This window comes from Methylovirgula ligni (genome assembly GCF_004135935.1).
Lineage (GTDB): Bacteria > Pseudomonadota > Alphaproteobacteria > Rhizobiales > Beijerinckiaceae > Methylovirgula > Methylovirgula ligni.
In genome coordinates this window covers 15,127-37,447 of sequence record NZ_CP025086.1, presented here as the reverse complement: position 1 = coordinate 37,447, position 22,321 = coordinate 15,127, and the positions used below count along the sequence as shown (strand labels likewise).

The following is a 22,321-nucleotide window of genomic DNA, read 5'->3' as shown; positions in this document are numbered from 1 at the left end:
CGCTTGATTGCCTGGCAATCGAGCGCCGTTTCGATTCCGGCCTGTCGCGCGTCTTCCGGTTCCCGCCTAGTCTGATGCCTTAGGCGGTAGAAGCCCGGAGATCGAGCGATGAGCGGCTTGCATATTGATCTGCTGACGGCGGCGGGCGTCGTCCTTGCGACCGCGGCGACGGATGCCGTCTATGTCATGTTCACCTCGGCCGTCAGTGCGCGGCGGCGATTTTCGGCGGCGAGCTGGAGCAGCTTCTGGTATCTGCTCTCGTCCTATGCCGTCATCAATTACACGGAAAACTGGGTTTACGTGTGCTTCGCAGCCGTTGGCTCCTGGATCGGCGCGTTTTTCTCTCTGACATTCCTGCGCGCGCTTCCATCGAGGCCGCCTGCGGGTTCGGCGCCTGAATAGCGCTGCGAAAGAAAAAGGCCGGTCCCCGCGAGGACCGGCCTTTTTCGGATCGAGATAATCGACGTTCGGCTTACGACTGGCCGGGGTTGATGTCGGTGACCACGCGACGGTTCTGCGACCAGCAGGAAATGTCGTTGCAGACCGCGACAGGGCGCTCCTTGCCGTAGCTGATGGTGCGGATACGCGACGCCGAGATGCCGCGGGCGATCAGATATTCCTTCACGCGCTCGGCGCGACGGGCGCCGAGGGCGAAATTGTATTCGCGCGTGCCGCGCTCGTCGGCGTGGCCCTCCACGACGAAATTGTAGCGGCCGTATTGCTGAAGCCAGGTGGCTTGCTTGTCGAGAGTCGATTGCGCGAGCGAGGTCAATTCGATCGAGTCGGTCTCGAAGAAGACGCGGTCCCCAACATTCTGGCTGAAGTCCTGCGGCGAACCGGGGGTCGCGGTGCCGTATCCGCCAGCGAGGCTGTCGGCTCCGGGGTTTTTGGCGCAGGCCGCCATCGCAAGGGCAACGCCCAGAGCGGCGGCAAGCTTGAAAGCTCCCCCGCGTCGGTGAAGGCTCATGACAAAAACTCCTTTCATGGCGCTCGTTCCGTCCTTGGTAGCGGGCGTTGGTTAAACGAAGGTTCCGTCAACCTTTATGAGAGCTTCACGACATGCGTTGCATTCGCGCCATCGCCTCAGATGGTTAAATTGGCCTTGATGGCAGCAATGGGGCCGCCGGCCCGCTTTGGCGCAGGCCGGCATGTTTCGCCTCAAGGCGTAGCCCAAAAACCTCAGTCTGCCGCGCCCACGGCCACGCTGGCGGCGCGGAACGGGTGGGAGGGGTAGACGCCGAGAATCCTGAATTCCTTGCAGAAGAAGGCCAGCTCTTCGAAGGCGCGGGCGAGCGCCGGCTCCTCCGGATGGCCGTCGACATCGGCGAGGAACTGGGTCGCGGTAAATTCGCCGTTGACCATGTAGCTCTCGAGCTTGGTCATGTTGACGCCGTTGGTGGCGAAGCCGCCGAGCGCCTTGTAGAGCGCGGCCGGCACGTTGCGGACGCGGAAAACGAAGGTCGTCAGCAGGGAACTCGTGCCAAGCTTCGGCCAGCGGGGCTCGCGCGCCAGAATGACGAAGCGCGTCGTGTTGTGCTTCTCGTCCTCTACATCGACGGCGAGGATATCGAGGCCGTAAATTTCCGCCGCGAGCGCCGGCGCGAGGGCGGCTTTTGTCGGGTCGCGCCATTCTGCGATTTCCCGCGCCGCTCCGGCCGTATCGCCGCTGATATGGGCGACGAGATGATGCGCGCGAATGATTTTCCGGCATTGGCCCAGCGCGTGGACGTGGCTGTAGACCGTTTTCAAATTCTCGATCTTCGTGCCCTTGAGGCCGAGCAATTGGAAATGGATCGGCAGGAAATATTCGCCGACGATATAGAGTCCCGCCGTGGGCAGAAGCGCATGAATATCGGCGACGCGGCCGGCGAGCGAATTTTCGATCGGGATCATCGCGCATTCGGCGGCGCCGTCGGTGACGGCCGCGAGCACGTCCTCGAACGTGGCGCGAGGCAACGGTTCCAAGTTCGGATAGAGCGCCCGGCTGGCAATGTCGGAATTGGCGCCAGGCTCGCCCTGATAGGCGATTTTCTTTTTCGTCATCCCTGCCTCAGAAGGCACGCGCCGGTTCGAAACGGCGCGAGCGTCGACGCCGGAACGCTCCGGCACGGCCCGCCTATAAGCATAGACTCCGATAGGATGAAAGAGGGCAACGCCGTCGGCCAATTGCGCGGAAAATTAGCCGCTGGCGGCGCGGATATGGGTTGCCAAGCTCGCGCAAAAACGACTAATGATCAGCATAAATGTCATCTTTGCGGGCGTGGATGACCCAAAAGGGGGGACGAAGAGCCGTCATGAATTCCTTTGAGATCAACAAGATCGCCGGTGGCGTTCTCGGCACGCTGCTTTTCCTGCAAGTCGTCTATCTCGCCTCGAATGCGATTTTCTCGCATCCGAAGCCAGCCGACACTCCGGCCGCGGGTGAGGCGCCGAAGCCGGCAGCGGCCGCTGCCGCACCGGCCCCCACCGAGGAGCTCGCCAGCTATATCGGCAAGGCGAGTGCGAAGAAGGGCGAGGACGACAGCAAAGTCTGCCAAATGTGTCACAACCTCGCCAAGGGTGGTGGCGTCATTCTCGGGCCGCCGCTTTATGGCGTTGTCGGGCGCGCTCGCGGCTCTGTCGCCGGTTTCCAATATTCCGATGCGATGAAGGCCAAGGGCGGCACCTGGACGCCGCAGGATGTTTTCACCTTCATCAAGGACCCGCAGGCTTTTGTCCCGGGCACAAAGATGACCTTCTCCGGCGAGCCGGATCCGCAGAAGCGCGCCGACATCGTCGCCTATCTCGATACGCTCTCGGATAGCCCGGTGCCGCTGCCGAAGCCCGCGCCCTAGCCGACGAAGTCAAAAAGCGACATAATCCTCGGACATTCTGACTCGCGGCTCATCCGCAAAGTGTCAGAGAGAGGCTTTTTTGACTTCGCTGAAACGTCCGGTCTTCTCCCGCCGCTCCGCGCTCCAACTCTGCTCCGGCTTTCTCGGCACGATCGGTCCACTTCGCCCGTTCCGCGTTCTGGGTGAAGCGGCGCCGGCGGGCGCCGAGACCTATGGTCTGTCGATCTTCGGCGATCTGGCTTTGCCGCCGGACTTCAAATCCCTCGCCTATGTCAATCCGCAGGCGCCGAAGGGCGGCGAAATCGCGCTGCAGCCTACCGGCGGCGGCGCCAATGTCGATCCGACCACGTTCGATTCCTTCAACGTCTATATTCTGAAGGGCGACGGCGCGAGCGGCATGGGCGCGGTCTTCGACTCGCTGATGGCCGGCAACAGCGACGAGCCCGACGCCCTCTATGGTCTCGTCGCCAAAAAGGTCTGGGTCTCGGCCGACAAGCTCACCTATCGCTTCTTTCTGCGCAAGGAGGCGCGTTTCCACGACGGCGCGCCGCTGACGGCGCATGATGTCGTCTTCTCGCTGAACATCCTGAAGCAGCAGGGCCATCCCGCGATCGCCCAATCGCTGCGCGATCTCGACAGCGCGACCGCCGAGGCCGACGATGTCGTGACGGTGAAACTGAAGAAGGGCCGCAGCCGCGAGGCGGCGCTGATTGTCGCCGGCCAGCCGATCTTCTCCGCGGCCTATTACGGCAAACACGCCTTCAACGAGACGACGCTGGAGCCGCCGCTGGGCTCAGGCCCCTACAAGGTCGGCTCCTTCGACGCGGGCCATTTCATCGTCTACGAGCGCATCGCTGATTATTGGGGCAAGGATCTGCCGCTCAACGTCGGGCAGAACAATTTCGACCGCATCCGCTTCGAATATTTCGCTGACCGCAAAGTGGCCTTCGAGGCCTTCAAGGCCGGCGTCTTCACCTTCCGCGAGGAGTTCACCTCGGCCGTGTGGTCGACGCAATATACGTTCGCCGCGGTCAAGGACGGCCGCATCAAGCGCGAGACTTTGCCGGACCAATTGCCGCTCGGCACGCAGGCCTGGTTCCTCAACATCCGTCGCGACAAATTCAAGGACATCCGCATTCGCGAGGCGCTGGAACAGTGCTTCGATTTCGAATGGACCAACCGCAACATCATGTACGGCCTTTATCACCGCACGGTGTCGTATTTCCAGAACTCGCCGATGATGGCGAGCGGCAAGCCGTCGCCGGAAGAACTCGCGATCCTTTCGGCGTTCAAGGCCAAATTGCCGGAAGCCGTGTTCGGCGACGTGCCGGTACCGCCGGTTTCGGACGGCTCGGGTGAAGATCGCACGCTGCTGCGCAAGGCCAACGACCTTCTGCTCGCGGCCGGCTGCAAGCGCGATGGCGCGAACCTGTTGCTGCCGGACGGCAAGCCGTTCGAGATCGAATTCCTCGATTTCGACAATGCGCTTGAGCCGCACACAGCGCCCTTCATCCGCAATCTCAACCTGCTCGGCATCACCGCGCGCTTCCGCACCGTCGATCCGGCGCAATATAAGCAGCGCACCGACAATTTCGATTACGACATCGTCACGTCGCGCTTCGGCCTCGGCCTTACGCCGGGGGAGGCGATGCGTGCCTATTTCGGCTCGCAGACGGCCAATCTGCCGGGGTCCTACAATATTTCCGGCATTGCCGATCCGGTGATCGACGCCTTGATCGAACAGGCGCTGACCGTCGATACCCGCGAAAAGCTCACCTACATCTGCCGTTGCATCGATCGCATCCTGCGATGCGGGCATTATTGGGTGCCGATGTGGAACAAGCCCAATCATCTCGTTGCCTATTGGGATGTGTTCTCGCGTCCCGCGCGCAGCGCGAAATACGATATCGGCGTCGTCTCGACCTGGTGGTACGATACGGACAAGGCCGCGCGCGTTCATCTCCCCGGCCATTGACATGCTTGCCTATATCGTCCGCCGCATCCTTTTGATGATCCCGACGGTCTTTGGCATCCTGCTCATCTCTTTCATCATCGTACAATTCGCCCCGGGCGGCCCGGTCGAGCGCATCCTCGCGCAATTGCAGGGCCTCGACACCAATGCGACGACGAATTTCACCGGCGGCGCGGACACTCGTGCAGGCGGCGGCAGCAGCACGGAATTTACCTCGCGCTATCGCGGCGCGCAGGGGCTCGACCCGAAATTCATCGCCGAACTCAACAAGCAATTCGGCTTCGACAAACCGGCGCCCGAACGCTTCTGGATCATGCTGAAGAATTATCTGCGCTTCGACTTCGGCAAATCCTATTTCCGCGATACGTCCGTCATCGAACTGATCAAGGAGAAGCTGCCGGTCTCGATTTCCCTCGGCCTATGGATGACGCTGATCTCTTATCTCATCTCGATTCCGCTCGGCATCGCCAAGGCGGTGCGCGACGGCTCGCGATTCGACATCTGGACCTCGAGCGTCATCATCGTCGGTTATGCGATCCCGAGCTTTCTCTTCGCGATCTTCCTGATTGTGCTGTTCTGCGGCGGCTCGTTCTGGCAGATTTTTCCGCTGCGCGGGCTTACCTCCGAGAATTTCGATCAGCTCTCGCTCCTCGGCAAGATCAAGGATTATTTCTGGCACATCACTTTGCCGGTGTCGGCGCTGACGCTCAGCGCCTTTGCGACGGTTACCTTCCTCACCAAGAATTCCTTCCTCGATGAAATCCGCAAGCAATATGTGCTCACTGCGCGGATGAAGGGCCTCAGCGAGCGGCGCGTGCTTTACGGCCACGTGTTCCGCAATGCGATGATGATTGTCGTCGCGGGATTTCCGGGCGCTTTCATCAATGCCTTCTTCGGCGGCGCATTGCTCATTGAGACCATCTTCTCGCTCGATGGCCTCGGCCTCTTGTCCTATGAATCGGTCGTCAATCGCGATTACCCGGTCGTCTTCGCCAACGTCTACATTTTCGCGCTGCTCGGCCTCGTCGTGAATCTCATCTCGGACCTCACTTACACCTGGATCGATCCGCGCATCGATTTCGAAACGCGGGAGGTCTGAGTGAGCCTGCCGGCGACATCGGGCCCGGCGGCCGAGTTCATGGCGCTCGCGCCGCCGCTCGCCAGGGATGGATTGCTGAGGCTTACGCCGCTCAACCGGCGCAGGCTCGCCAATTTCCGCAACAACAAGCGTGGCTATTGGTCGTTCTGGATTTTTATTTTTCTCTTCGTCGCCTCGCTCTTTGCTGAATTCATCGCCAACGATCGCCCGCTGGTCGCCTCCTACAAGGGCGAATTGCTGTTTCCGATCTTCGAGGATTATCCGGAATCGCAATTCGGTGGTTTTCTCGCGCGCACCGATTATCGTGATCCGTTCATCGCCGCTGAGATCAAGGCGCATGGCTGGATGATCTGGCCGCCGATTCATTATTCCTATCGCACCATCGAGCGCTCCCTGCCGACGCCGGCGCCATCGCCACCGACCTGGATGCTGACGCAGGAGCAGTGCACGGCTGCGGCGGCGCGCGTCCTTCCGCCGGGCAAGCCGAATCACGGCTGCGCCGATATCGAATGGAACTGGCTCGGCACCGACGACCAGGGCCGCGACGTCGCGGCACGCCTCATTTACGGCTTCAGGATTTCGGTTCTCTTCGGTCTTGCACTGGCGTCGATCTCCTCGGTTGTCGGCGTCGCGGCGGGCGCGGTGCAAGGCTATTTCGGCGGCTGGACCGACCTCATCCTGCAGCGGCTGATCGAGGTCTGGTCGTCCGTGCCGCAGCTCTATCTGCTCATCATTTTATCCTCGATCATCACGCCGAGCTTCTTTGTTCTGCTCGGCACGCTGCTGCTCTTTTCCTGGGTCAACCTCGTCCATGTCGTGCGCGCGGAATTTCTGCGTGCCCGCAATTTCGAATATGTCACGGCGGCGCGTGCACTCGGCCTCAGCAACGCGCGGATCATGGTCAAGCACGTACTTCCGAATGCGATGGTCGCGACCCTGACCTTTCTGCCGTTCGTGCTCAATGGCTCGATCTCGACGCTGACGGCGCTCGATTTCCTCGGCTTTGGTCTGCCGTCCGGCTCGGCGTCGCTCGGCGAACTTCTGCTCGAAGGCGAGTCGAACCTTCAGGCGCCCTGGCTGGGCCTGACCGGCTTCTTCGTTATCGCCATCATGCTGTCGCTGCTGATCTTCATCGGCGAGGCGGTGCGCGATGCCTTCGACCCGCGAAAGACCATCGCATGAGCGGCGCGCCGCTTCTCGACGTGCGCGATCTGCGCGTTGCCTTCCGGCAGAGCGGGGCGGAGTTTCCGGCCGTCAAAGGCATATCCTTCTCGCTGGATCGCGGCCGCACGCTGGCGATCGTCGGCGAATCCGGCTCCGGCAAGTCGGTGACGGCGCTGTCGATTCTGCGCCTGCTGCCGCCGGCTGCGCATGTTTCGGGCGCCGCGCTGTTCAAGGGCGAGGACATTCTGAAATGCAATGAGAAGCGATTGCGCGCGATCCGCGGCAATGCGATCACGATGGTGTTTCAGGAGCCGATGACGTCGCTGAACCCGCTGCATACGATTGCGCGGCAGATCGGCGAAATTCTCGAGCTTCACGGCGCGCGCAAAGGGCCGGCGCTGACGCAGCGCATCGTCGAATTGCTCAGCGAGGTCGGCATTCCCGATCCGGCGCAGCGTCTTTCGGCCTATCCGCATCAGCTTTCGGGGGGCCAGCGTCAGCGCGTGATGATCGCGATGAGCCTCGCCAACCGGCCCGATCTTTTCATCGCGGATGAACCGACGACGGCGCTCGATGTCACTGTACAGGCGCAAATCCTTACGCTGCTGAAGGATTTGCAGAAACGCCACGGCATGGCGATGCTGTTCATCACGCACGATCTCAACATCGTGCGCAAGCTTGCCGACGATGTCGCGGTGATGCAGCGCGGCGAGATCGTCGAGGCCGGGAGCGTCGAGCGGATTTTCAAGTCGCCGCAGCATCCCTATACAAAGGCTTTGCTCGCCGCCGAGCCGAAGGGGAGCCCGCCGACGAGCGATTCCTCGGCGCCGGTCGTGCTCGAGGCGCAGGACGTGCGCGTGCATTTCCCCATCAAGCGCGGCCTGCTGCGCCGGACAATCGGCGCGGTCAAGGCGGTCGACGGCGTCTCGCTGAAGCTGCGTCAGGGCGAGACCATCGGCGTCGTCGGCGAATCCGGCTCGGGCAAGACGACGCTCGGCCTCGCCGTGCTGCGGCTCATCCGCTCGCAAGGGCCGATCGTCTATTTGGGCCAGCGCATCGACGGCCTGAGCTTCAAGGCCATGCGGCCGTTGCGGCGCGACATGCAGATCGTCTTTCAGGATCCTTACGGATCACTTTCGCCGCGTCTCTCGATCGCCGATATCGTCGCGGAAGGGCTTGTCGCGCAAGGCACGCGTCTCAGCCTTGTGGAGCGGCGCGAGATCGTCGCGCGCACCCTTGCCGATACAGGCCTCGATCCGGCGGCGATGGACCGCTATCCGCATGAATTTTCCGGCGGCCAGCGTCAACGTGTGGCAATCGCGCGGGCGATGGTGCTGGAGCCGAAATTCGTCGTGCTCGACGAGCCGACCTCGGCCCTCGACATGTCGGTGCAGGCGCAAATCGTCGATCTGCTGCGGCAATTGCAGGAAAAGCGTCGGCTCGCCTATCTCTTCATCAGCCACGATTTGCGTGTCGTGCGCGCGCTCGCCAACGAGATCGTCGTCATGCGCCAGGGCAAGGTCGTGGAGCAGGGGGCGGCGACGGAGATTTTCGCCAATCCGCAGAGCGATTATACGCGCGCGCTTTTCGCCGCGGCCTTCGCGATCGAAGCCGACCGCAGCGGCGTCGTGGCGCAGTAATCTTTACTTCGCTCTGCGCGTGACAATCCCGAAATGCCTGGCGATGAGATGATCGAGCGAGATCAGCCCGGGCCCGCGCGTGATGACGAGCAAGAAGCAGGTCGCCCAGACGCCATGCGTCGGCCAGGCGTCGGGATAGACGAAAATCTCGATGATCGAGGTCATGATCAAAAGCGAGAGAGCGGCGAAGCGGCTCGCAAGGCCAAGCACGAGCAGAATAGGGAAGAAATGCTCGGCGAACGCCGCCCCGTAAGCCGCGACGGTCGGATCGATGAGCGGCAGCTTGTATTCGTCCTGGAACAGCGCGATGGCGCTGTCGCTCAAGTGCCAGCCCTCGATCTTCGTCTGTCCCGATTGCCAGAAGACGGCTGCCGGAAACATCCGAGCGGCAAGGCCCAGCACCCAATAGGGCAAAGATTCGAGCAAGCCGATGATGCGAGCGGCAAGCCGTACCAGCGGACCCTGCTCTGTGGGAAGCGTGACGGTGCTCATGATATCTGTCCTTCCGGAATCGGCGAGACGTGCGAGATGAGGCCGGTGCTGAACAGCGCGGCGAGGTTGAGGGCGAGATCGAAGTCTGGAGCCGCCGCCAGCGCCGTCTCCGCAGCTTCGGCAAGGGTCGCTGTCTGCGCCAGCGCGGTCATGAAGGCCGCGCCGCCGGGGGGCAGAGCGCGAACTTCGACGTCGAATTTGGGTCGCGAGATCAACGCGGCTTCGCCCTGCCAATCTTCGATCTCCGCGAGCGGCCGCTCGCCCGAATTCATCGCCCAGATGGTGACGATCGGATGGGACGAATCGATAATCGCGACAGCCGGATGCAGTGTGAGCCGCAGGTCGCTGAGCGTTTCGGGTGAGAGCTGCGCCAGCGTATCGGGGCCAAGTGGGGCGGCATCGGCCGCATGATAAGCGTGTGTGCGCGCAGCCTCGAGCCGCGCCAGATCGCGCAGATAGGGAACTTCGGCGCGGGCGGGCAGGCGGTCGAGAAAGCCGGCAAAGCCGTCGCCGTAAAGCGCCAGCATCCGCGACGTTGGCGGATGTTCCGTCACGAAAAGACGTGCCGCCTGTGCGAAAAAGTCTTCGCCGACGACGCGGCGCACGGCGGGGAAGCGTGTCGCCAGGGCCTCGACGAGGCTCACGGCGACATTGTTGCGGTAGATGGCGAAACGGCTGCGATAGGCGGCATTGATCGCGGCCGGCGCGGGCCTGTCCGGATCGAGCAGAGCTGCCGCGAAATCGTCTTCGATCATGGCTCAGGCCGCCTCATTGGTTGGCGCTTTCGTCCGCGCGGCTTGCAGAAAGGCGGCGGCCGTCGCGGCCTCGGCGGCGAGGCTCGCCCAGTCAGGCACGTCGTTGTCGCGCTCGATCAGGCTCGGCAGCGGCCCGGTTTGGGCGAGAACGCGTTGGTGAAGCGCGAAGACCGGATCGGCGACCGGCGCGCCATGCGTATCGATGAGCATGGCGCGGCCCTCGGCATCCGTGGCCGCGCTATGGCCGGCGAGGTGGATTTCGCCGACATATCCGAGCGGGAAGGCGTCGAGATAGACCTGCGGGTCGAAGCCGAGATTGATGGCGCTGACATAGACATTGTTGATGTCGAGCAGGAGGCCGCAGCCGGTCCGCGCCGCAAGCTCGGCGAGGAATTGCGGTTCGGCGATCGTGCCGTCGGAAAAGCTGAGATAGCTTGCCGGGTTTTCGATCAGCACGCGACGCTGCAAGGTGCTCTGCAATTCATCGACATGCGCGGCGACGCGGGCAAGACTCGTTTCGTTCAGCGGCAGCGGCAGAAGATCGTTGAAGAAAGTCTCATGGTGCGAGGCCCAGGCTAGATGTTCGGAAAAGCTCTCGGGCTGATAGCGCTCGCACAGCGCTTTCAGCCGCGCGAGATGCGCCCCGTCGAGCGGTCCGCTGCCGCCGATCGAAAGGCCGACGCCGTGAATCGAGAGCGCATAGTCGTGCCGCAAGGCCGTAAGCTGAGCATGCGGCGCGCCGCCGGCGCCGAAATAATTCTCGGCGTGGACCTCGAAGAAGCCGACCGCAGCCGGCTGCTCGGCGATCGCCGCAAAATGTTGCGGCTTGAAACTGAGGCCGACTTCGGCGGGGAGCGGAGCAAGAGTCATGACAGGTTTCCGCGAGAACGTCGGCGTGCAAACGCGGGCTCGCACGCCGCGTAGACCTCAGGATTTCTCGGTCAGGGAGCCGGCGCCATGCGGCGTCTTGATCGTGGTGCAGGTGCCCTTGGGCACGAGCTTGAAATAATGGCGGTCGTAATTGATCGGCTGCGTCCCGGCGCAGGTCGTGCCGGCGCCGGCAGCGCAGTCGTTATGACCCTTGAGCGCGACGCCGAAGCACTTCTCGCTCTTCTTGGTGTCCGCCTGCGCTTGAACAGAGGCGAGCGCGACGGCGGCGGCGAGCGAAGAGGCCAGCGTGGCCTTGGTCAACAGAGATTTGGCGGTCATAAATAACTCCCCGAGCCTTGATTTGAGGGCAACACATCTGGAGGCGGGCCGGCACCCGCATAGCCTTGGTACGGCGCGGCGCGGCCGCGCGTTACGGGCATGCCGGGGAAAATTAAATCACGACGGCGTGACAAGACTAAGCGAAAAAGGCATGTAACGCCCGGCGGGGCTTTTGCGAACAGCCATAGAGGGAGCGTGCGCGCAGACCGAAACAGCGAGTGGGGTTCTCTCCTGCGCGCCGCCAATGCCGGGGATTCGCTGGCCTATCAGCGTTTCCTCCGGGAATTGGCGCCGGTGCTCCGGGCTTTTGTGCGCCGTCTGCTGGCGCGCTCCACTTCGGCTAGCGTCGATGTCGAGGATATCGTGCAGGAAATTTTGCTGGCCATCCATTTGAAACGGCAGACCTGGATCGAGACCGCACCGGTCACGCCCTGGGTTTTCACGATCGCGCGGCACAAGACCATCGACGCGCTGCGGCGGCGCGGCCGGCACATTGACGTGCCGATTGACGATTTTTCCGAGAGCCTCGCGTCGGATAATGCGGAGCCGGACCTTGCCGGCGTCTATATCGACCGGCAGCTCGGCGCGTTGCCGGAAGGCCAGCGCAAGGTCGTGCAAGCCATTGCGGTCGCGGGCGATTCCATACCCGAGGCGGCCGAGAAGCTGATGATGACGCAAGGCGCCGTGCGGGTCGCCCTGCATCGCGGGCTTGCCGCGATCGCCGCACGGACCAAGGGAGGCGGCACGGCATGAAGACGGATGATCTGATCCGCAGCCTTGCCGCCGATGACACGCCGCGCCTGTCGCTGGCGCGGGCGCTCGTCTATGGCTTCCTGCCAGGGATGGTGCTTTCGTTTATCTTCTATGCGCTGGTGATCGGGCCGCGGCCGCACCTTGCCGAGCTGCTGCCGGCGCCGCGGATTCTGTTCAAGATCGTTTTTCCCATCGCCGTCTTCGCCTGTGCCGGGCCGCTGGCGTTGCAATTGGCCCGTCCGCGCGGCGATCCGCGCCCGCTCGTCTATGTCCTGATCGGGCTGCTGCTGGTGCTGGCGGCGGCGGTGGTGATCGAGCTTCTCGTGCTGCCGCCGGATCTCTGGCACGCGCGGCTCATCGGCCATAATGCGCGCGTCTGCCTCGTGCTGATCCCGCTCATGTCGGCGGCGCCGCTCGTCGGCACACTAATCGCGCTGCATCGCGGCGCGGCGGCGAATCCGGGGCTGGCGGGCGCCATTGCGGGCCTGTTTGCGGGGGCATTCGGCGCGGCGCTTTACGCCACCCATTGCCCGGACGATTCGCCGCTCTTTGTCGCGACCTGGTATTCGCTCGCCATCCTGATCGTGATGAGCGTCGGCGCGCTGGCCGGCAGCCGCTTCCTGCGCTGGTAGCCTATTTCACCTGCCGCTTTTCGAGTTTGCGGGCGAGCGTGCGGCGGTGCATGCCGAGCCGGCGCGCCGTCTCGGAAATGTTGAAGTCGGCATCGACCAGCGTGCGGTGGATATGTTCCCATTCGAGCGTCTTGATCGAGGTCGGCCGTTCCGTCAGCGGCACCTCGGCATTGCCGTCCGATTTCTTGAAGGCTTCTTCGATGTCGTCGGTATTCGAGGGCTTGGCGAGGTAATGGCAGGCGCCGAGCTTGATCGCCTCGACGGCGGTGGCGATGCTGGCATAGCCGGTGAGGACGACGATCAGCATGTCGGGACTGTGCGCGTGCAGCGCCTCGACGCAGGAGAGGCCGGAGCCGCCGCCAAGCTTGAGGTCGACGACCGCATAGCCGGGGGTCTTCGTCTCAAGCAGCGCGTTCACGCCGGCCAGCGTCTCGGCGTGCAGAACATCATAGTCGCGCCGCTCGAACGAGCGCTTCAGCGTATTGGCGAAAGCGGCATCGTCCTCAACGATCATCAGCAGACGCTTATTCGGCATGATGGGGCGCTCCAATCGCCAAGGCTATCAACGGCAGACGTAAAATGACGCTGGCGCCGCGGCTCGGGCGGTTGCGCGCCTCGACCGTGCCGCCAAGTTTTCTTACCACATTGACCACGAGGAAAAGCCCAAGGCCGCGTCCGCGATGGCCTTTGCTCGACTGGTAGGGCCGGCCGAAATTGGCGAGGATGTCCGGCGCGAAACCGGGGCCGATGTCGCTGACCTCGAGGACAAGGGCATCCTTGTCGCGCGCGGCCGTGAAGCTGACCCAGGCAGGGGATGCCTCGGCGGCATTGTCGAGCACGTTGAAGACGATTTGCTTCAGCGTCGTATCCGAGACGATGGGCAGGTCGGTGCCGAATTTGTTCTGATAGGTGAGTGCGGCCGCCGGGCGTCCTGCCCGCCAGCTCGCCACGACATCGTCGAGGAATTGGGTCACGGTCGTCACCCCCGGCGCCTCGCCGCGCGCTTCGCCGGCGGAAAGCAGAATATCGGTGACGATGGCTTTGCAGCGGGTGACCGCGGTCTGCATCTCCTCGACTTCCTGACTCATCTCCGCGTTGGCCTTGATGGCGGGCATACGCCGCCAGTCGCCCAGAATGACGGAGAGTGAAGCGAGGGGTGTGCCCAGTTCATGCGCCGCGCCCGTCGCCAGCAGGCCGATGCGGACGACATGATCCTCCTCGATCGCATTCTGCCGCAGCGCGGCCAGCCGGCTGTCGCGCTCACGCAGATTGCGGGAGATGCGGGTGATGAAGACGACGAGCAGCGCCGCATTGATGATGAAGCAAACGAGCATGCCGAGGATGTGGAGAGAAAACATGTCGCCGTCCCAACGGCGCGGCATCGGCAACGGATGGTGAAAGCTGACGAGGACGACGAAGCCGGTGAACGAAAGCGCGACGATGAGCCAGGTCGATTGGGCATCGAGCAGCACCGCCGCCATCGTCACTTGCAGAAGGTAGAGCGAGACGAAGGGGTTGGTCGCGCCGCCACTGAGCCAGAGCTGCGCCGTCAGCGCGAAGACATCGAGCATCGAAACCAGGAGCAGGGCGGCGCTGCTGATCTCGTCATGCAGGCGCAGCCACGCAAAGCTGGCGAGATTGACCAGAACCAGCGCGCCGATCACGCCCATCATCGGCAGCAGCGGCAACGGAATACCGAGGCCATATTGCACGAACGCGATCGTGATCAATTGCCCGACCACGGCGATCCAGCGAAACTGGATCAGCAAAAGCATGTTCTTGCGATTGGCGACGTTCGAGATCGGCGGCGCGGTCGCAGGTTCAGCCGCAGCCGGCCGCACGATTGCGGCGGCATCTTCGATGCCGTCGTCTGCGATACTCGGCTTTTCGCGTGCTAACATTTTATCCGGCGCTGGCGTCCGCGTTTTCGGCGCCATGCCGCCGTCTGCGCCAGTCTTCCCGGACATTATAGAGCGTTACGCCGGCCAACATCAAAGCCAGGCTGAACCAGGTCAGTGCATAGACGAGGTGGTTGTTGGGAAAGCTCAGCACGGTCAGGCCGGCGCGCGGCCAGTCGTTCGGGCCGCCTTTTGCCTCGGCGTCGATAAAATAAGGCGCGACATCCTTGAGGCCGCGGGCGGCGGCGATGGCGGCGACATCGCGGGAATACCAGCGATTCTGCGCCGGATCATTGGGGCGCAAAAACCGGCCCTTGGGCTCGCTGATCCGCAGCAGGCCGATGAGGCTCGTCTCCCCCGCGATCTCGTTATGCTGCGCGGCCGCGCTCCGGTCCGGCGGCACGAAGCCGCGATTGACGAGGACGGTGAATCCTTCGTCGGTCCGGAGCGGAGTCAGCACCCAGAAGCCTTCGCCGAGATCGGTCAGGGCCTGGACGAGGGTTTCGCGGTCGTTCAGGAAGCGGCCGGCCACGCGGACGCGAAGATATTCGTCTTTGGCTGCGGTGATCGCGGGCCAATCAGCCGGCCCGGGGGCCGCGATGGGCGTGGCGTGCACCCGCCCATCGACGCGGGCGATGAGGTCGAGCTTCCAAACGCGGCGATGAAGTTGCCAGATGCCGAGCCCCGTGAGTCCGGCGATGGCGAGAAAGACGAGGGTGAGAAGACCAAGTCGGGCGAGGAGCGGGCGGCGTCTGGCGCCGCCCGCAGCCGTCACGGCATATCCCTCATCACGGCGGGGGTCGGCGCCATGTTCGTGTCGAGGTGGTACATGACCCACAGCGAGCCGCTGAGCGTGATGAACAGGATGATGACGGTGAAGATGAGTGCCATCGCCGTCCAGCCCCGCTCGGAGCGGAAGTCCACGTGCAGGAAATAGATGATGTGCACGACGATCTGCACGCCGGCGAAAGCCATGATCGTCAGTGCCGTCACCGTCTTGTTGGCGATGACACCCGACATCACCAGCCAGAAGGGGATGGCGGTCAGGATGACGGAAAGACCGAAGCCGATCAGATAGCTTTGCAGCGTGCCGTGCGCGTGATCGTCGTGGTGCGCGTGTCCGGCGTCGTCGATATGGGCGTCAAGGCTCATCGCAGCACTCCGAGAAGATAAACAAAGGTGAAGACGCCGATCCAGACAACGTCGAGGAAGTGCCAGAACATGCTGAGGCACAGGAGCCGGCGCTTGTTGGCCGCGATGAGGCCCTTGCTGGCGACCTGCGTCATCAAGACGACCATCCAGACAAGCCCGGAGGTGACGTGCAGGCCGTGGGTTCCGACCAGGGTGAAGAACGACGACAGGAAGGCGCTGCGCTGGGGCGTCGCGCCCTCGTGGATCAGGCCGGCGAATTCGTGCAGCTCGATGCCGACGAAGGCGGCGCCGAAGAGCGCGGTGACGACCAGCCAGCTGAGCGTCGCGCTGACCTTGTTGCGCTCCATCGCCAGCATGGCGAAGCCATAGGTGATGGAGGAGAGCAGCAGCATCGTCGTGTTGATCGCGACGATCGGCAGTTCGAATATGTCCTTGGGCGCGGGGCCGGCGGCATAATTGCCACCGAGCACGCCATAGGTCGCAAACAGTGACGCGAAGATGAGACAGTCGCTCATCACGTAGATCCAGAAGCCGAGATACGTGCTTCCGCCCGAGCCGTGAGCGTGCTCGTCGGCGACGTAGTAGATCGGCGTCTGGGAACCAGGCGCGAGAGTATCGGTCAGGGCCGTCATGAACTAAACCTTCGCCGAGAGGGGACGGGTGCGCTCGGTTTCCTTGCGCAGGACTTCATCCGCCGGGATGTAATAATCACGGTGATAGTTGAAGGTATGGGCGATGCCGGTCGCGATGGCCGCCGCGAAGCCGCCGATCGCCAGCCACCAGATGTGCCAGACCATGCCGAAGCCAAAGCCGATGGACAGGACGGCGAGAATGAGGCCGACCGGGGTGTTCTTCGGCATATGGATCGGCTTGAAGCCGGTCAGCGGGCGCACGTAGCCATGCTGCTTCATGTCCCACCAGGCGTCGATATCGTGCACGACAGGGGTGAAGGCGAAGTTATAGGCCGGCGGCGGCGAGGAGGTCGACCATTCCAGCGTGCGCCCATTCCAGGGATCTCCCGTCAGGTCGCGCAGCTTTTCGCGGTTTACGACGCTGACGGCGATCTGAACGATGAAGCTCAGGATGCCAAGGAAGATCAGCACAGCGCCGAAGGCGGCAATGACGAACCATATCTGCAGCGACGGATCGTCGATGACCCGTAGGCGCCGGGTGACGCCCATGAAGCCAAGCAGGTAGATCGGCATGAAGGCGAAGTAGAAGCCGACGACCCAGAACCAGAACGACATCTTGCCCCAGAACGGATCGAGCCTGAAGCCGAAGGCCTTGGGGAACCAATAGGAGATGCCGGCGAACATGCCGAACACCACGCCGCCGATGATGACGTTATGGAAATGGGCGATGAGGAACAGGCTGTTGTGCAGCACAAAGTCGGCCGGCGGCACCGCCAGCATCACGCCGGACATGCCGCCGATGACGAAGGTCAGCATGAAGGCGACCGTCCACATCATCGGAACTTCGAAGCGGATGCGGCCGCGATACATGGTAAACAGCCAGTTGAACATCTTCGCGCCCGTCGGGATCGAGATGATCATGGTGGTGATGCCGAAGAACGAGTTCACACTCGCGCCCGAGCCCATCGTGAAGAAGTGATGCAGCCAGACGAGGTAGGACAGGATGGTGATGACGATCGTCGCGTAGACCATCGACGTATAGCCGAAGAGGCGCTTGCCGGTGAAGGTCGCGGTGACCTCGGAAAAGACGCCGAAGGCCGGCAGGATGAGGATGTAAACCTCCGGGTGGCCCCAGATCCAGATGAGGTTCACATACATCATCGGGTTGCCGCCGAGATCGTTGCTGAAGAAATTCGTCCCGACATAACGGTCGAGGGCGAGCAGGGCGAGAACGGCAGTCAGGATCGGGAAGGCGGCGACGATGAGAACATTGGCGCAGAGCGTCGTCCAGACGAACACCGGCATGCGCATCAAGGTCATGCCCGGTGCCCGCATCTTGATGATCGTACAGATCATGTTGATGCCGGAGAGCAGGGTGCCGATACCGGCGATCTGCAGGCCCCAGATGTAATAATCGACGCCGACATCGGCGCTGTAGGCCGCCTCGGAAAGCGGCGGATAGGCCAGCCAGCCGGTGCGCGCATATTCGCCGATGAACAGCGAGACCATGGTGAGCATGGCGCCCGCCACCGTCATCCAGAAGCTGAAGCTGTTCAGGAACGGAAAGGAGACGTCGCGCGCGCCGATCTGCAGCGGCATCACGACGTTGAAAAGTCCGGTGACGAGCGGCATCGCCACGAAGAAGATCATGATGACACCATGCGCGGTGAACACCTGATCGAAATGGTGGGCCGGAAGATAGCCCTGGCCGCCGCCCGAGGCGAGAGCCTGCTGCAGACGCATCATCAGCGCGTCGGCGAAGCCGCGCAGCAGCATAACGATGGCCAGCACGATATACATCACGCCGATACGCTTGTGATCGACGCTGGTGAACCATTCTTTCCAGAGATAGCCCCAGGCGCCGAGATAGGTAATGGCGCCAAGAACGAGGAGGCCGCCGATCGCGACACCGACAAACGTCCCGACCAGGATCGGCTCGTGATAGGGGATCGAGTCGAGGCTGAGACGGCCGAAGATTTCGTGCTGAAGGGTAGGGTTCATGTTGAGCGTTGCTACCTTGAGAGGGCTATTCGGCGGCGGGTTGCAATGACGGCAGTTGCACCGGCGCCTTGATCTGGCGCGCGAGGTCGGCTGCGCTGGCGGCGGTCTCCGTCGTGCTGCCGCGTTGGCAGAGCGCGGCGACATAGGCGTGCATCGGCCCTATGCCGCGACGAGCGTATTTGTCGTAGACGAGCGGCATCACATTATTGATCCCGGCAAGGCCGAGGCCGCCCCTGGCATCAATCGCCATCATTTCGTCGTGGCACATTTTGCCTGGATCGACGCATTGATTGACGGCAAGCTTGAAGAGGCTGGCATCGACGGTGCCGTAAGTCTTGGGCGGCAGGTTCTGGCTTGGCCGTTCGAGATCGAGATAGGTGTTGCGGTCGAGCGCGCCGCCGTCGGCCTTCACTTTGGCGACCCATTTGTCGAAATCGCCGGCGCTGAGGCTGGTGAGGTGGAAGTGCATGCCGGCGAAACCATCGCCGCTGTAATTCGCGGAAAAACCCTCGAAAGTCCCGGTCTTGTTTATCACGGCATGGAGTTCGGTCTCCATGCCCGGCATGGCGTAGATCATGCCGGCCATGGCGGGGATGTAGAAGGCGTTCATGACGCTCGACGAGGTGATGCGGAATTCGACCTGCTGGTTGACCGGCGCCGCGACCTGATTGAGCGTGGCGATGCCATATTGCGGGTAGATGAACAGCCACTTCCAATCGAGCGCGACGACTTCGACTTCAACCGGCTTGGCTTTCGCCGGCACAGGCTCGCCCTCGGCAATTCGGTCGAGCGGCCGATAGGGGTCGAGCAGGTGCGTGCCCATCCAGGTGAGCGCCCCGAGGGCGATGATGATGAGCAGCGGGAAGCCCCAGATGACGAGCTCGAGTTGGGTCGAGTGATCCCAGTCCGGCTCGTAGCGGGCCGAGGTGTTCGATTGCCGGTAGTGCCAGGCGAAGAGGACGGTCAGCACCATGACCGGGACGATGACGAGGAGCATCAGGCCCACGGAGGCGAGCAGGTCGTTGCGCTGCTGAAGCGCGACATCGCCGGAGGGATCGAGGACAACAGCTTTGCAACCGCCGAGGAGGGCAAGGCACAAAAGCAGAACGATCGAGCGGAGGCGTCTCAAAGCAAATCCCGTCCTATGGCCTGAGAATTTTCTGGTCGAACTTGGCTAGCTGCACTGCAATAGACAGGCCATTGGACAATTTGCCCAATGTTGCCATGACGCGTTGCAGCACAATCTCCGCGCGGCTTTTGCGAGCCTTTTATGCCGCGTTGTGCCATTATCTCCACATTTGTTGCGTTTGTCCGCTACCCCTATGAAGAAGGTCGATTATGAGCGCTGAATCCGGAGCGGCTACAACAGCTTTTCCTTCGACTGTTGCCTCGGCAAGCGTACCACATCATGGCGTGAACCCGGCTGATCTTGCGACGGGCGTCATCATCGGACGGACGTCGGAATATTTCGACTTTTTCGTCTACGCGATCGCCTCGGTGATCGTCTTTCCAAAATGGGTTTTCCCCTACGCGACGCCGCTCAACGGCACGTTGCTTTCCTTCGCGATTTTCGCGCTTGCCTTCCTCGCCCGGCCGATCGGCGACGTCATCTTCCTGGCGTTCGAGCGGATCTGGGGCCGCAACGTGAAGCTGACGGTGGCATTGATCCTCCTCGGCGCCTCGACCGTGTCGCTTGGCTTTCTGCCGGGATATGCACAGGTCGGCTGGAGCTCGGCGCTGATCCTGTCGATTCTGCGCATCGGCCAGGGGCTCGCCCTCGGCGGCGTGTGGGACGGGCTGCCGTCGTTGCTCGCCATCTATGCACCGGAGAAGCAGCGCGGCTGGTATGCGATGATTCCGCAGCTTGGGGCGCCTTTGGGCCTCATCGTGGCGAGCGGTCTTTTCGCTTATTTCACCACCTTCCTGTCGGCGCAGGATTTCTTCGATTGGGGCTGGCGCTATCCGTTCTTCGTCGCCTTCGCCATCAATGTCGTGGCCTTGTTCTCGCGCCTGCGGATTGTCACATCGCCCGAATATCAGGAACAGTTCGAAGCGCTCGAATTGCAAGCCGCGCCGGTGAAGGAAACCATTGAGGCGGAAGGCCGTAATATCGTCATCGGCGCCTTCGCGCCGCTCGCGAGCTTCGCCATGTTCCACATGGTGACGGTGTTTCCGTTGTCCTGGGTGTTGCTCTTCACCAAGCAGACGCCGGCGAAGTTCCTGCTCATCGAGCTCGTCTCCGCCATATTCGGCGTCGCCGCGATTGTTGCTTCGGGCGTGCTCGCCAACCGCATCGGCCGCACTCGCGTTCTCAGCATCACCGCGGCTGCGATTGCCGCCTTCAGCGGCTTTGCCCCGCAATTGCTCAATACGGGCGATGTCGGCGAAGCCTCCTTCATGATTCTCGGCTTTATCCTGCTCGGCCTCTCGTTCGGTCAGGCGTCGGGTACGACCGCGTCGAATTTCGCGCAGATCTACCGCTACACCGCCTCGGCATTGACGTCGGATCTCGCCTGGCTGTTCGGCGCGGGATTTGCGCCGTTTGTCGCGCTCGCGATATCCAGCCGTTTCGGGGTCATCGCGTCCGGCGGTTATCTGCTCTCGGGCGCGATCGTGACCGTGCTGGCACTCGCCATCAATCGCCAGCTCGAAGAGGACTAGCGTTTAGACGCTTCATTCAGCGCGAAAGGGCCTGCGCCAACGCGCGCAGGCGCCACTTGGCAAGCCGCTTCAATTTCCGGGGCGGACTCTCGCGAAGTAATGGCGCGAGCTCGGGAATAATTTTCGCGGTGTTTTGATTTCGCACCTCATCGAGACGCAGGGTGTTTGAGCGGAATCGTTCGATCTGGTCCGAACGGTCCTCAAACATCATGTAATCGATCACCGGCCTGATCTGTGCCTGCAAAGCGAACTCTTCCGCAAAGCTCGCCAGTCGCCGTGCCGCGTCCGCTTTCATATACCCCGGTAACAACTGAATGTTGTAATGGTCGGGCTCCAGGAGAAGGTTGAAACGAAATTGCGCGGAGCCGGCGGGATCTATGGCGCGCAGATGCTGACACAAGAGCGGCAGCGATAAGATATTGAAAATGGAAACAGTGATGGCGAAGTAAATATCCGCATGCGGGCATTGTTGCCGTAGGGTCGCAACATTTGCAGCGAATTTATCCCAGGATAACCCCTCGCGAATCAGTTCACCCTGCCGCTGGTGTCCGTCAATGCTCGCGCCGATGGAAATGCTTCTGAACTTTGACCAGAACGGAAGAACGTTCAATTTCCCAAGCCGAAGTTCCGTGAGGTTGGAATTGTAATTGAGGCGCACATCCGTCCGGCCGCGATCGATCAGGTCCTGCAGGACGGCATAATGCCCTTCATGCAAAAGCGGCTCGCCGCCGGCGAAATATATTCCTTCGATCGTTTCCAGCGCCGGTCCCAAAGCCTCCAGCGCGGCCGACTTGGACGTGAAGGTTTCGTTCAGCGCATGCGTGTCCAGCTTCCACCAGTTCAGACGCTTCGCATCGGCGTACCATTTCGTGCTGGCATCGGGCCCGCAGGTACGGCAGCTCAAATTGCATAGATTGCTGAATCGGATATCAAGCGTTCGCAACACCGGGTCCGCAAGATTCGTCTGCTCATCGAAATCGCCATTGAGCTTGTCTCCGGCGTTGTATCTGTCGCGGAGGCTAACGCCGCCAGCGTCTTCCGCGTCGTAGCATTTCCGGCAGCCCGCATCGCGCTCGCCGCGGAGCATCTTCGCGCGCAAATCTTTGAGCGATTCCGAATGCCAGAGTTCTTCGAGCGAAGTTTCCTTCAGACTCCCAATTTCGCCTTTGAATTCGCAACAAGGCTTCGCGCTGCCGCCAATCGCGACATGAAGACTGTCGAACGCGGCCCGACAAAAGGCCTTTCCATATCCCGCATTTCTCGGAGCAACGTTGGGATCGCGCAATTCGCCCGCGGCCGCTTCGACCGGTTGAACGGCATATTCCATAGGCGGCCCACACGGATGCAATGAAAAGCTAAGACCTAAATTTCATTATATTTATTGCTCAGCTTTTACAACCTAGAGTCGTATCGCGCCGGAATCCCGA

General features: G+C 62.2%; 23 protein-coding genes. 9 read left to right on the top strand and 14 right to left on the bottom strand.

Features of this window, described 5'->3' with window-relative positions; all coding sequences use genetic code 11:
* Positions 1–108 precede the first annotated feature (108 nt).
* Positions 109–402 carry a hypothetical protein gene (locus tag CWB41_RS00195; RefSeq protein ID WP_115835967.1) on the top strand — a complete coding sequence of 98 codons (294 nt, stop codon included), beginning with the start codon at positions 109–111 and terminating at the stop codon, positions 400–402.
* A gap of 70 nt (positions 403–472) precedes the next feature.
* Here CWB41_RS00195 and pal read toward each other — a convergent pair whose 3' ends face one another.
* Positions 473–967, bottom strand: coding sequence for a peptidoglycan-associated lipoprotein Pal (pal, locus tag CWB41_RS00190; RefSeq protein ID WP_115835968.1), 495 nt, complete (start codon positions 965–967; stop codon positions 473–475).
* Between the two features lie 212 nt (positions 968–1,179).
* On the bottom strand, positions 1,180–2,043 hold the full coding sequence (locus tag CWB41_RS00185) for a prephenate dehydratase (protein ID WP_115836372.1): 864 nt from the start codon (positions 2,041–2,043) through the stop codon (positions 1,180–1,182).
* A 251-nt stretch (positions 2,044–2,294) separates the two neighbouring features.
* On the opposite strand from CWB41_RS00185, the gene CWB41_RS00180 reads away from it, so the two are divergent.
* From CWB41_RS00180 to CWB41_RS00160, 5 genes are all read left to right on the top strand, one after another.
* Positions 2,295–2,834: a c-type cytochrome gene (locus tag CWB41_RS00180; RefSeq protein WP_115835969.1), complete on the top strand. Its 540-nt coding sequence runs from the start codon at positions 2,295–2,297 to the stop codon at positions 2,832–2,834.
* A 79-nt stretch (positions 2,835–2,913) separates the two neighbouring features.
* Positions 2,914–4,809 carry an extracellular solute-binding protein gene (locus tag CWB41_RS00175; RefSeq protein WP_245411211.1) on the top strand — a complete coding sequence of 632 codons (1,896 nt, stop codon included), beginning with the start codon at positions 2,914–2,916 and terminating at the stop codon, positions 4,807–4,809.
* Between the two features lies 1 nt (position 4,810).
* Positions 4,811–5,905: a microcin C ABC transporter permease YejB gene (locus tag CWB41_RS00170; protein WP_115835970.1), complete on the top strand. Its 1,095-nt coding sequence runs from the start codon at positions 4,811–4,813 to the stop codon at positions 5,903–5,905.
* 39 nt (positions 5,906–5,944) lie between these two features.
* A complete protein-coding gene (locus CWB41_RS00165) occupies positions 5,945–7,087 on the top strand; it encodes an ABC transporter permease (RefSeq protein WP_115836374.1) in 1,143 nt (380 codons plus the stop codon).
* Positions 7,084–8,709 carry an ABC transporter ATP-binding protein gene (locus CWB41_RS00160; RefSeq protein WP_115835971.1) on the top strand — a complete coding sequence of 542 codons (1,626 nt, stop codon included), beginning with the start codon at positions 7,084–7,086 and terminating at the stop codon, positions 8,707–8,709. The genes CWB41_RS00165 and CWB41_RS00160 overlap by 4 nt, the downstream gene beginning before the upstream one ends.
* Positions 8,710–8,712: 3 nt before the next feature.
* Here the strand turns inward: CWB41_RS00160 and CWB41_RS00155 are convergent, their stop codons facing one another.
* The 4 genes from CWB41_RS00155 to CWB41_RS00140 are packed head-to-tail and all read right to left on the bottom strand — an operon-like array spanning position 8,713 to position 11,165.
* Positions 8,713–9,201, bottom strand: coding sequence for a DoxX family protein (locus tag CWB41_RS00155; RefSeq protein ID WP_115835972.1), 489 nt, complete (start codon positions 9,199–9,201; stop codon positions 8,713–8,715).
* On the bottom strand, positions 9,198–9,956 hold the full coding sequence (locus CWB41_RS00150) for an HvfC/BufC N-terminal domain-containing protein (RefSeq protein WP_115835973.1): 759 nt from the start codon (positions 9,954–9,956) through the stop codon (positions 9,198–9,200). Before CWB41_RS00150 ends, CWB41_RS00155 begins: the two co-directional genes overlap by 4 nt.
* Before the next feature lie 3 nt (positions 9,957–9,959).
* Positions 9,960–10,826 carry an MNIO family bufferin maturase gene (bufB, locus tag CWB41_RS00145; RefSeq protein ID WP_115835974.1) on the bottom strand — a complete coding sequence of 289 codons (867 nt, stop codon included), beginning with the start codon at positions 10,824–10,826 and terminating at the stop codon, positions 9,960–9,962.
* A gap of 57 nt (positions 10,827–10,883) precedes the next feature.
* Positions 10,884–11,165 (bottom strand): BufA1 family periplasmic bufferin-type metallophore, encoded by a 282-nt coding sequence (locus tag CWB41_RS00140; RefSeq protein ID WP_115835975.1) that lies wholly within the window; start codon positions 11,163–11,165, stop codon positions 10,884–10,886.
* Positions 11,166–11,360: 195 nt separating this feature from the next.
* On the opposite strand from CWB41_RS00140, the gene CWB41_RS00135 reads away from it, so the two are divergent.
* Positions 11,361–11,918 carry a sigma-70 family RNA polymerase sigma factor gene (locus CWB41_RS00135; RefSeq protein WP_245411212.1) on the top strand — a complete coding sequence of 186 codons (558 nt, stop codon included), beginning with the start codon at positions 11,361–11,363 and terminating at the stop codon, positions 11,916–11,918.
* On the top strand, positions 11,915–12,550 hold the full coding sequence (locus CWB41_RS00130; protein ID WP_115835977.1) for an NrsF family protein: 636 nt from the start codon (positions 11,915–11,917) through the stop codon (positions 12,548–12,550). The genes CWB41_RS00135 and CWB41_RS00130 overlap by 4 nt, the downstream gene beginning before the upstream one ends.
* 1 nt (position 12,551) lies before the next feature.
* On the opposite strand, the gene CWB41_RS00125 is transcribed toward CWB41_RS00130, so the two are convergent.
* Genes CWB41_RS00125 through cyoA form a run of 7 tightly spaced genes read right to left on the bottom strand, consistent with a single transcriptional unit; the run spans position 12,552 to position 19,362 of the window.
* Positions 12,552–13,085 (bottom strand): response regulator transcription factor, encoded by a 534-nt coding sequence (locus CWB41_RS00125; protein ID WP_115835978.1) that lies wholly within the window; start codon positions 13,083–13,085, stop codon positions 12,552–12,554.
* Positions 13,075–14,451, bottom strand: coding sequence for an ATP-binding protein (locus CWB41_RS00120; RefSeq protein ID WP_245411213.1), 1,377 nt, complete (start codon positions 14,449–14,451; stop codon positions 13,075–13,077). Before CWB41_RS00120 ends, CWB41_RS00125 begins: the two co-directional genes overlap by 11 nt.
* A gap of 1 nt (position 14,452) precedes the next feature.
* Positions 14,453–15,223, bottom strand: coding sequence for an SURF1 family protein (locus tag CWB41_RS00115; protein WP_115835979.1), 771 nt, complete (start codon positions 15,221–15,223; stop codon positions 14,453–14,455).
* A complete protein-coding gene (gene cyoD / locus CWB41_RS00110) occupies positions 15,220–15,600 on the bottom strand; it encodes a cytochrome o ubiquinol oxidase subunit IV (protein ID WP_115835980.1) in 381 nt (126 codons plus the stop codon). Before cyoD ends, CWB41_RS00115 begins: the two co-directional genes overlap by 4 nt.
* Positions 15,597–16,232 carry a cytochrome o ubiquinol oxidase subunit III gene (gene cyoC, locus CWB41_RS00105; protein WP_165203882.1) on the bottom strand — a complete coding sequence of 212 codons (636 nt, stop codon included), beginning with the start codon at positions 16,230–16,232 and terminating at the stop codon, positions 15,597–15,599. The genes cyoD and cyoC overlap by 4 nt, the downstream gene beginning before the upstream one ends.
* 3 nt (positions 16,233–16,235) lie before the next feature.
* A complete protein-coding gene (gene cyoB / locus CWB41_RS00100) occupies positions 16,236–18,233 on the bottom strand; it encodes a cytochrome o ubiquinol oxidase subunit I (RefSeq protein WP_115835981.1) in 1,998 nt (665 codons plus the stop codon).
* 25 nt (positions 18,234–18,258) lie between these two features.
* Entirely contained in the window at positions 18,259–19,362 is a 1,104-nt protein-coding gene (gene cyoA / locus CWB41_RS00095) for a ubiquinol oxidase subunit II (RefSeq protein ID WP_115835982.1), read from the bottom strand.
* Positions 19,363–19,571: 209 nt separating this feature from the next.
* Between cyoA and CWB41_RS00090 the strand changes: the two genes are divergently transcribed.
* Positions 19,572–20,894 carry an MFS transporter gene (locus CWB41_RS00090; protein WP_115835983.1) on the top strand — a complete coding sequence of 441 codons (1,323 nt, stop codon included), beginning with the start codon at positions 19,572–19,574 and terminating at the stop codon, positions 20,892–20,894.
* 16 nt (positions 20,895–20,910) lie between these two features.
* On the opposite strand, the gene CWB41_RS00085 is transcribed toward CWB41_RS00090, so the two are convergent.
* The gene (locus CWB41_RS00085; RefSeq protein ID WP_115835984.1) at positions 20,911–22,221 is read right to left on the bottom strand and encodes a twitch domain-containing radical SAM protein; all 1,311 of its coding nucleotides are present in this window, start codon (positions 22,219–22,221) and stop codon (positions 20,911–20,913) included.
* Positions 22,222–22,321 lie beyond the last annotated feature (100 nt).

Coding starts and splice junctions, on each gene's coding strand:
- CWB41_RS00185 (WP_115836372.1), bottom strand. CDS start 2,043: ATGACGAAAAAGAAAATCGCCTATCAGGGCGAGCCTGGCGCCAATTCC.
- pal (WP_115835968.1), bottom strand. CDS start 967: ATGAGCCTTCACCGACGCGGGGGAGCTTTCAAGCTTGCCGCCGCTCTG.
- CWB41_RS00150 (WP_115835973.1), bottom strand. CDS start 9,956: ATGATCGAAGACGATTTCGCGGCAGCTCTGCTCGATCCGGACAGGCCC.
- CWB41_RS00085 (WP_115835984.1), bottom strand. CDS start 22,221: ATGGAATATGCCGTTCAACCGGTCGAAGCGGCCGCGGGCGAATTGCGC.
- cyoB (WP_115835981.1), bottom strand. CDS start 18,233: ATGAACCCTACCCTTCAGCACGAAATCTTCGGCCGTCTCAGCCTCGAC.
- bufB (WP_115835974.1), bottom strand. CDS start 10,826: ATGACTCTTGCTCCGCTCCCCGCCGAAGTCGGCCTCAGTTTCAAGCCG.
- CWB41_RS00140 (WP_115835975.1), bottom strand. CDS start 11,165: ATGACCGCCAAATCTCTGTTGACCAAGGCCACGCTGGCCTCTTCGCTC.
- CWB41_RS00155 (WP_115835972.1), bottom strand. CDS start 9,201: ATGAGCACCGTCACGCTTCCCACAGAGCAGGGTCCGCTGGTACGGCTT.
- CWB41_RS00120 (WP_245411213.1), bottom strand. CDS start 14,451: ATGTTAGCACGCGAAAAGCCGAGTATCGCAGACGACGGCATCGAAGAT.
- CWB41_RS00160 (WP_115835971.1), top strand. CDS start 7,084: ATGAGCGGCGCGCCGCTTCTCGACGTGCGCGATCTGCGCGTTGCCTTC.
- CWB41_RS00125 (WP_115835978.1), bottom strand. CDS start 13,085: ATGCCGAATAAGCGTCTGCTGATGATCGTTGAGGACGATGCCGCTTTC.
- cyoD (WP_115835980.1), bottom strand. CDS start 15,600: ATGAGCCTTGACGCCCATATCGACGACGCCGGACACGCGCACCACGAC.
- CWB41_RS00195 (WP_115835967.1), top strand. CDS start 109: ATGAGCGGCTTGCATATTGATCTGCTGACGGCGGCGGGCGTCGTCCTT.
- CWB41_RS00090 (WP_115835983.1), top strand. CDS start 19,572: ATGAGCGCTGAATCCGGAGCGGCTACAACAGCTTTTCCTTCGACTGTT.
- cyoC (WP_165203882.1), bottom strand. CDS start 16,232: ATGACGGCCCTGACCGATACTCTCGCGCCTGGTTCCCAGACGCCGATC.
- CWB41_RS00170 (WP_115835970.1), top strand. CDS start 4,811: ATGCTTGCCTATATCGTCCGCCGCATCCTTTTGATGATCCCGACGGTC.
- CWB41_RS00165 (WP_115836374.1), top strand. CDS start 5,945: ATGGCGCTCGCGCCGCCGCTCGCCAGGGATGGATTGCTGAGGCTTACG.
- CWB41_RS00180 (WP_115835969.1), top strand. CDS start 2,295: ATGAATTCCTTTGAGATCAACAAGATCGCCGGTGGCGTTCTCGGCACG.
- CWB41_RS00130 (WP_115835977.1), top strand. CDS start 11,915: ATGAAGACGGATGATCTGATCCGCAGCCTTGCCGCCGATGACACGCCG.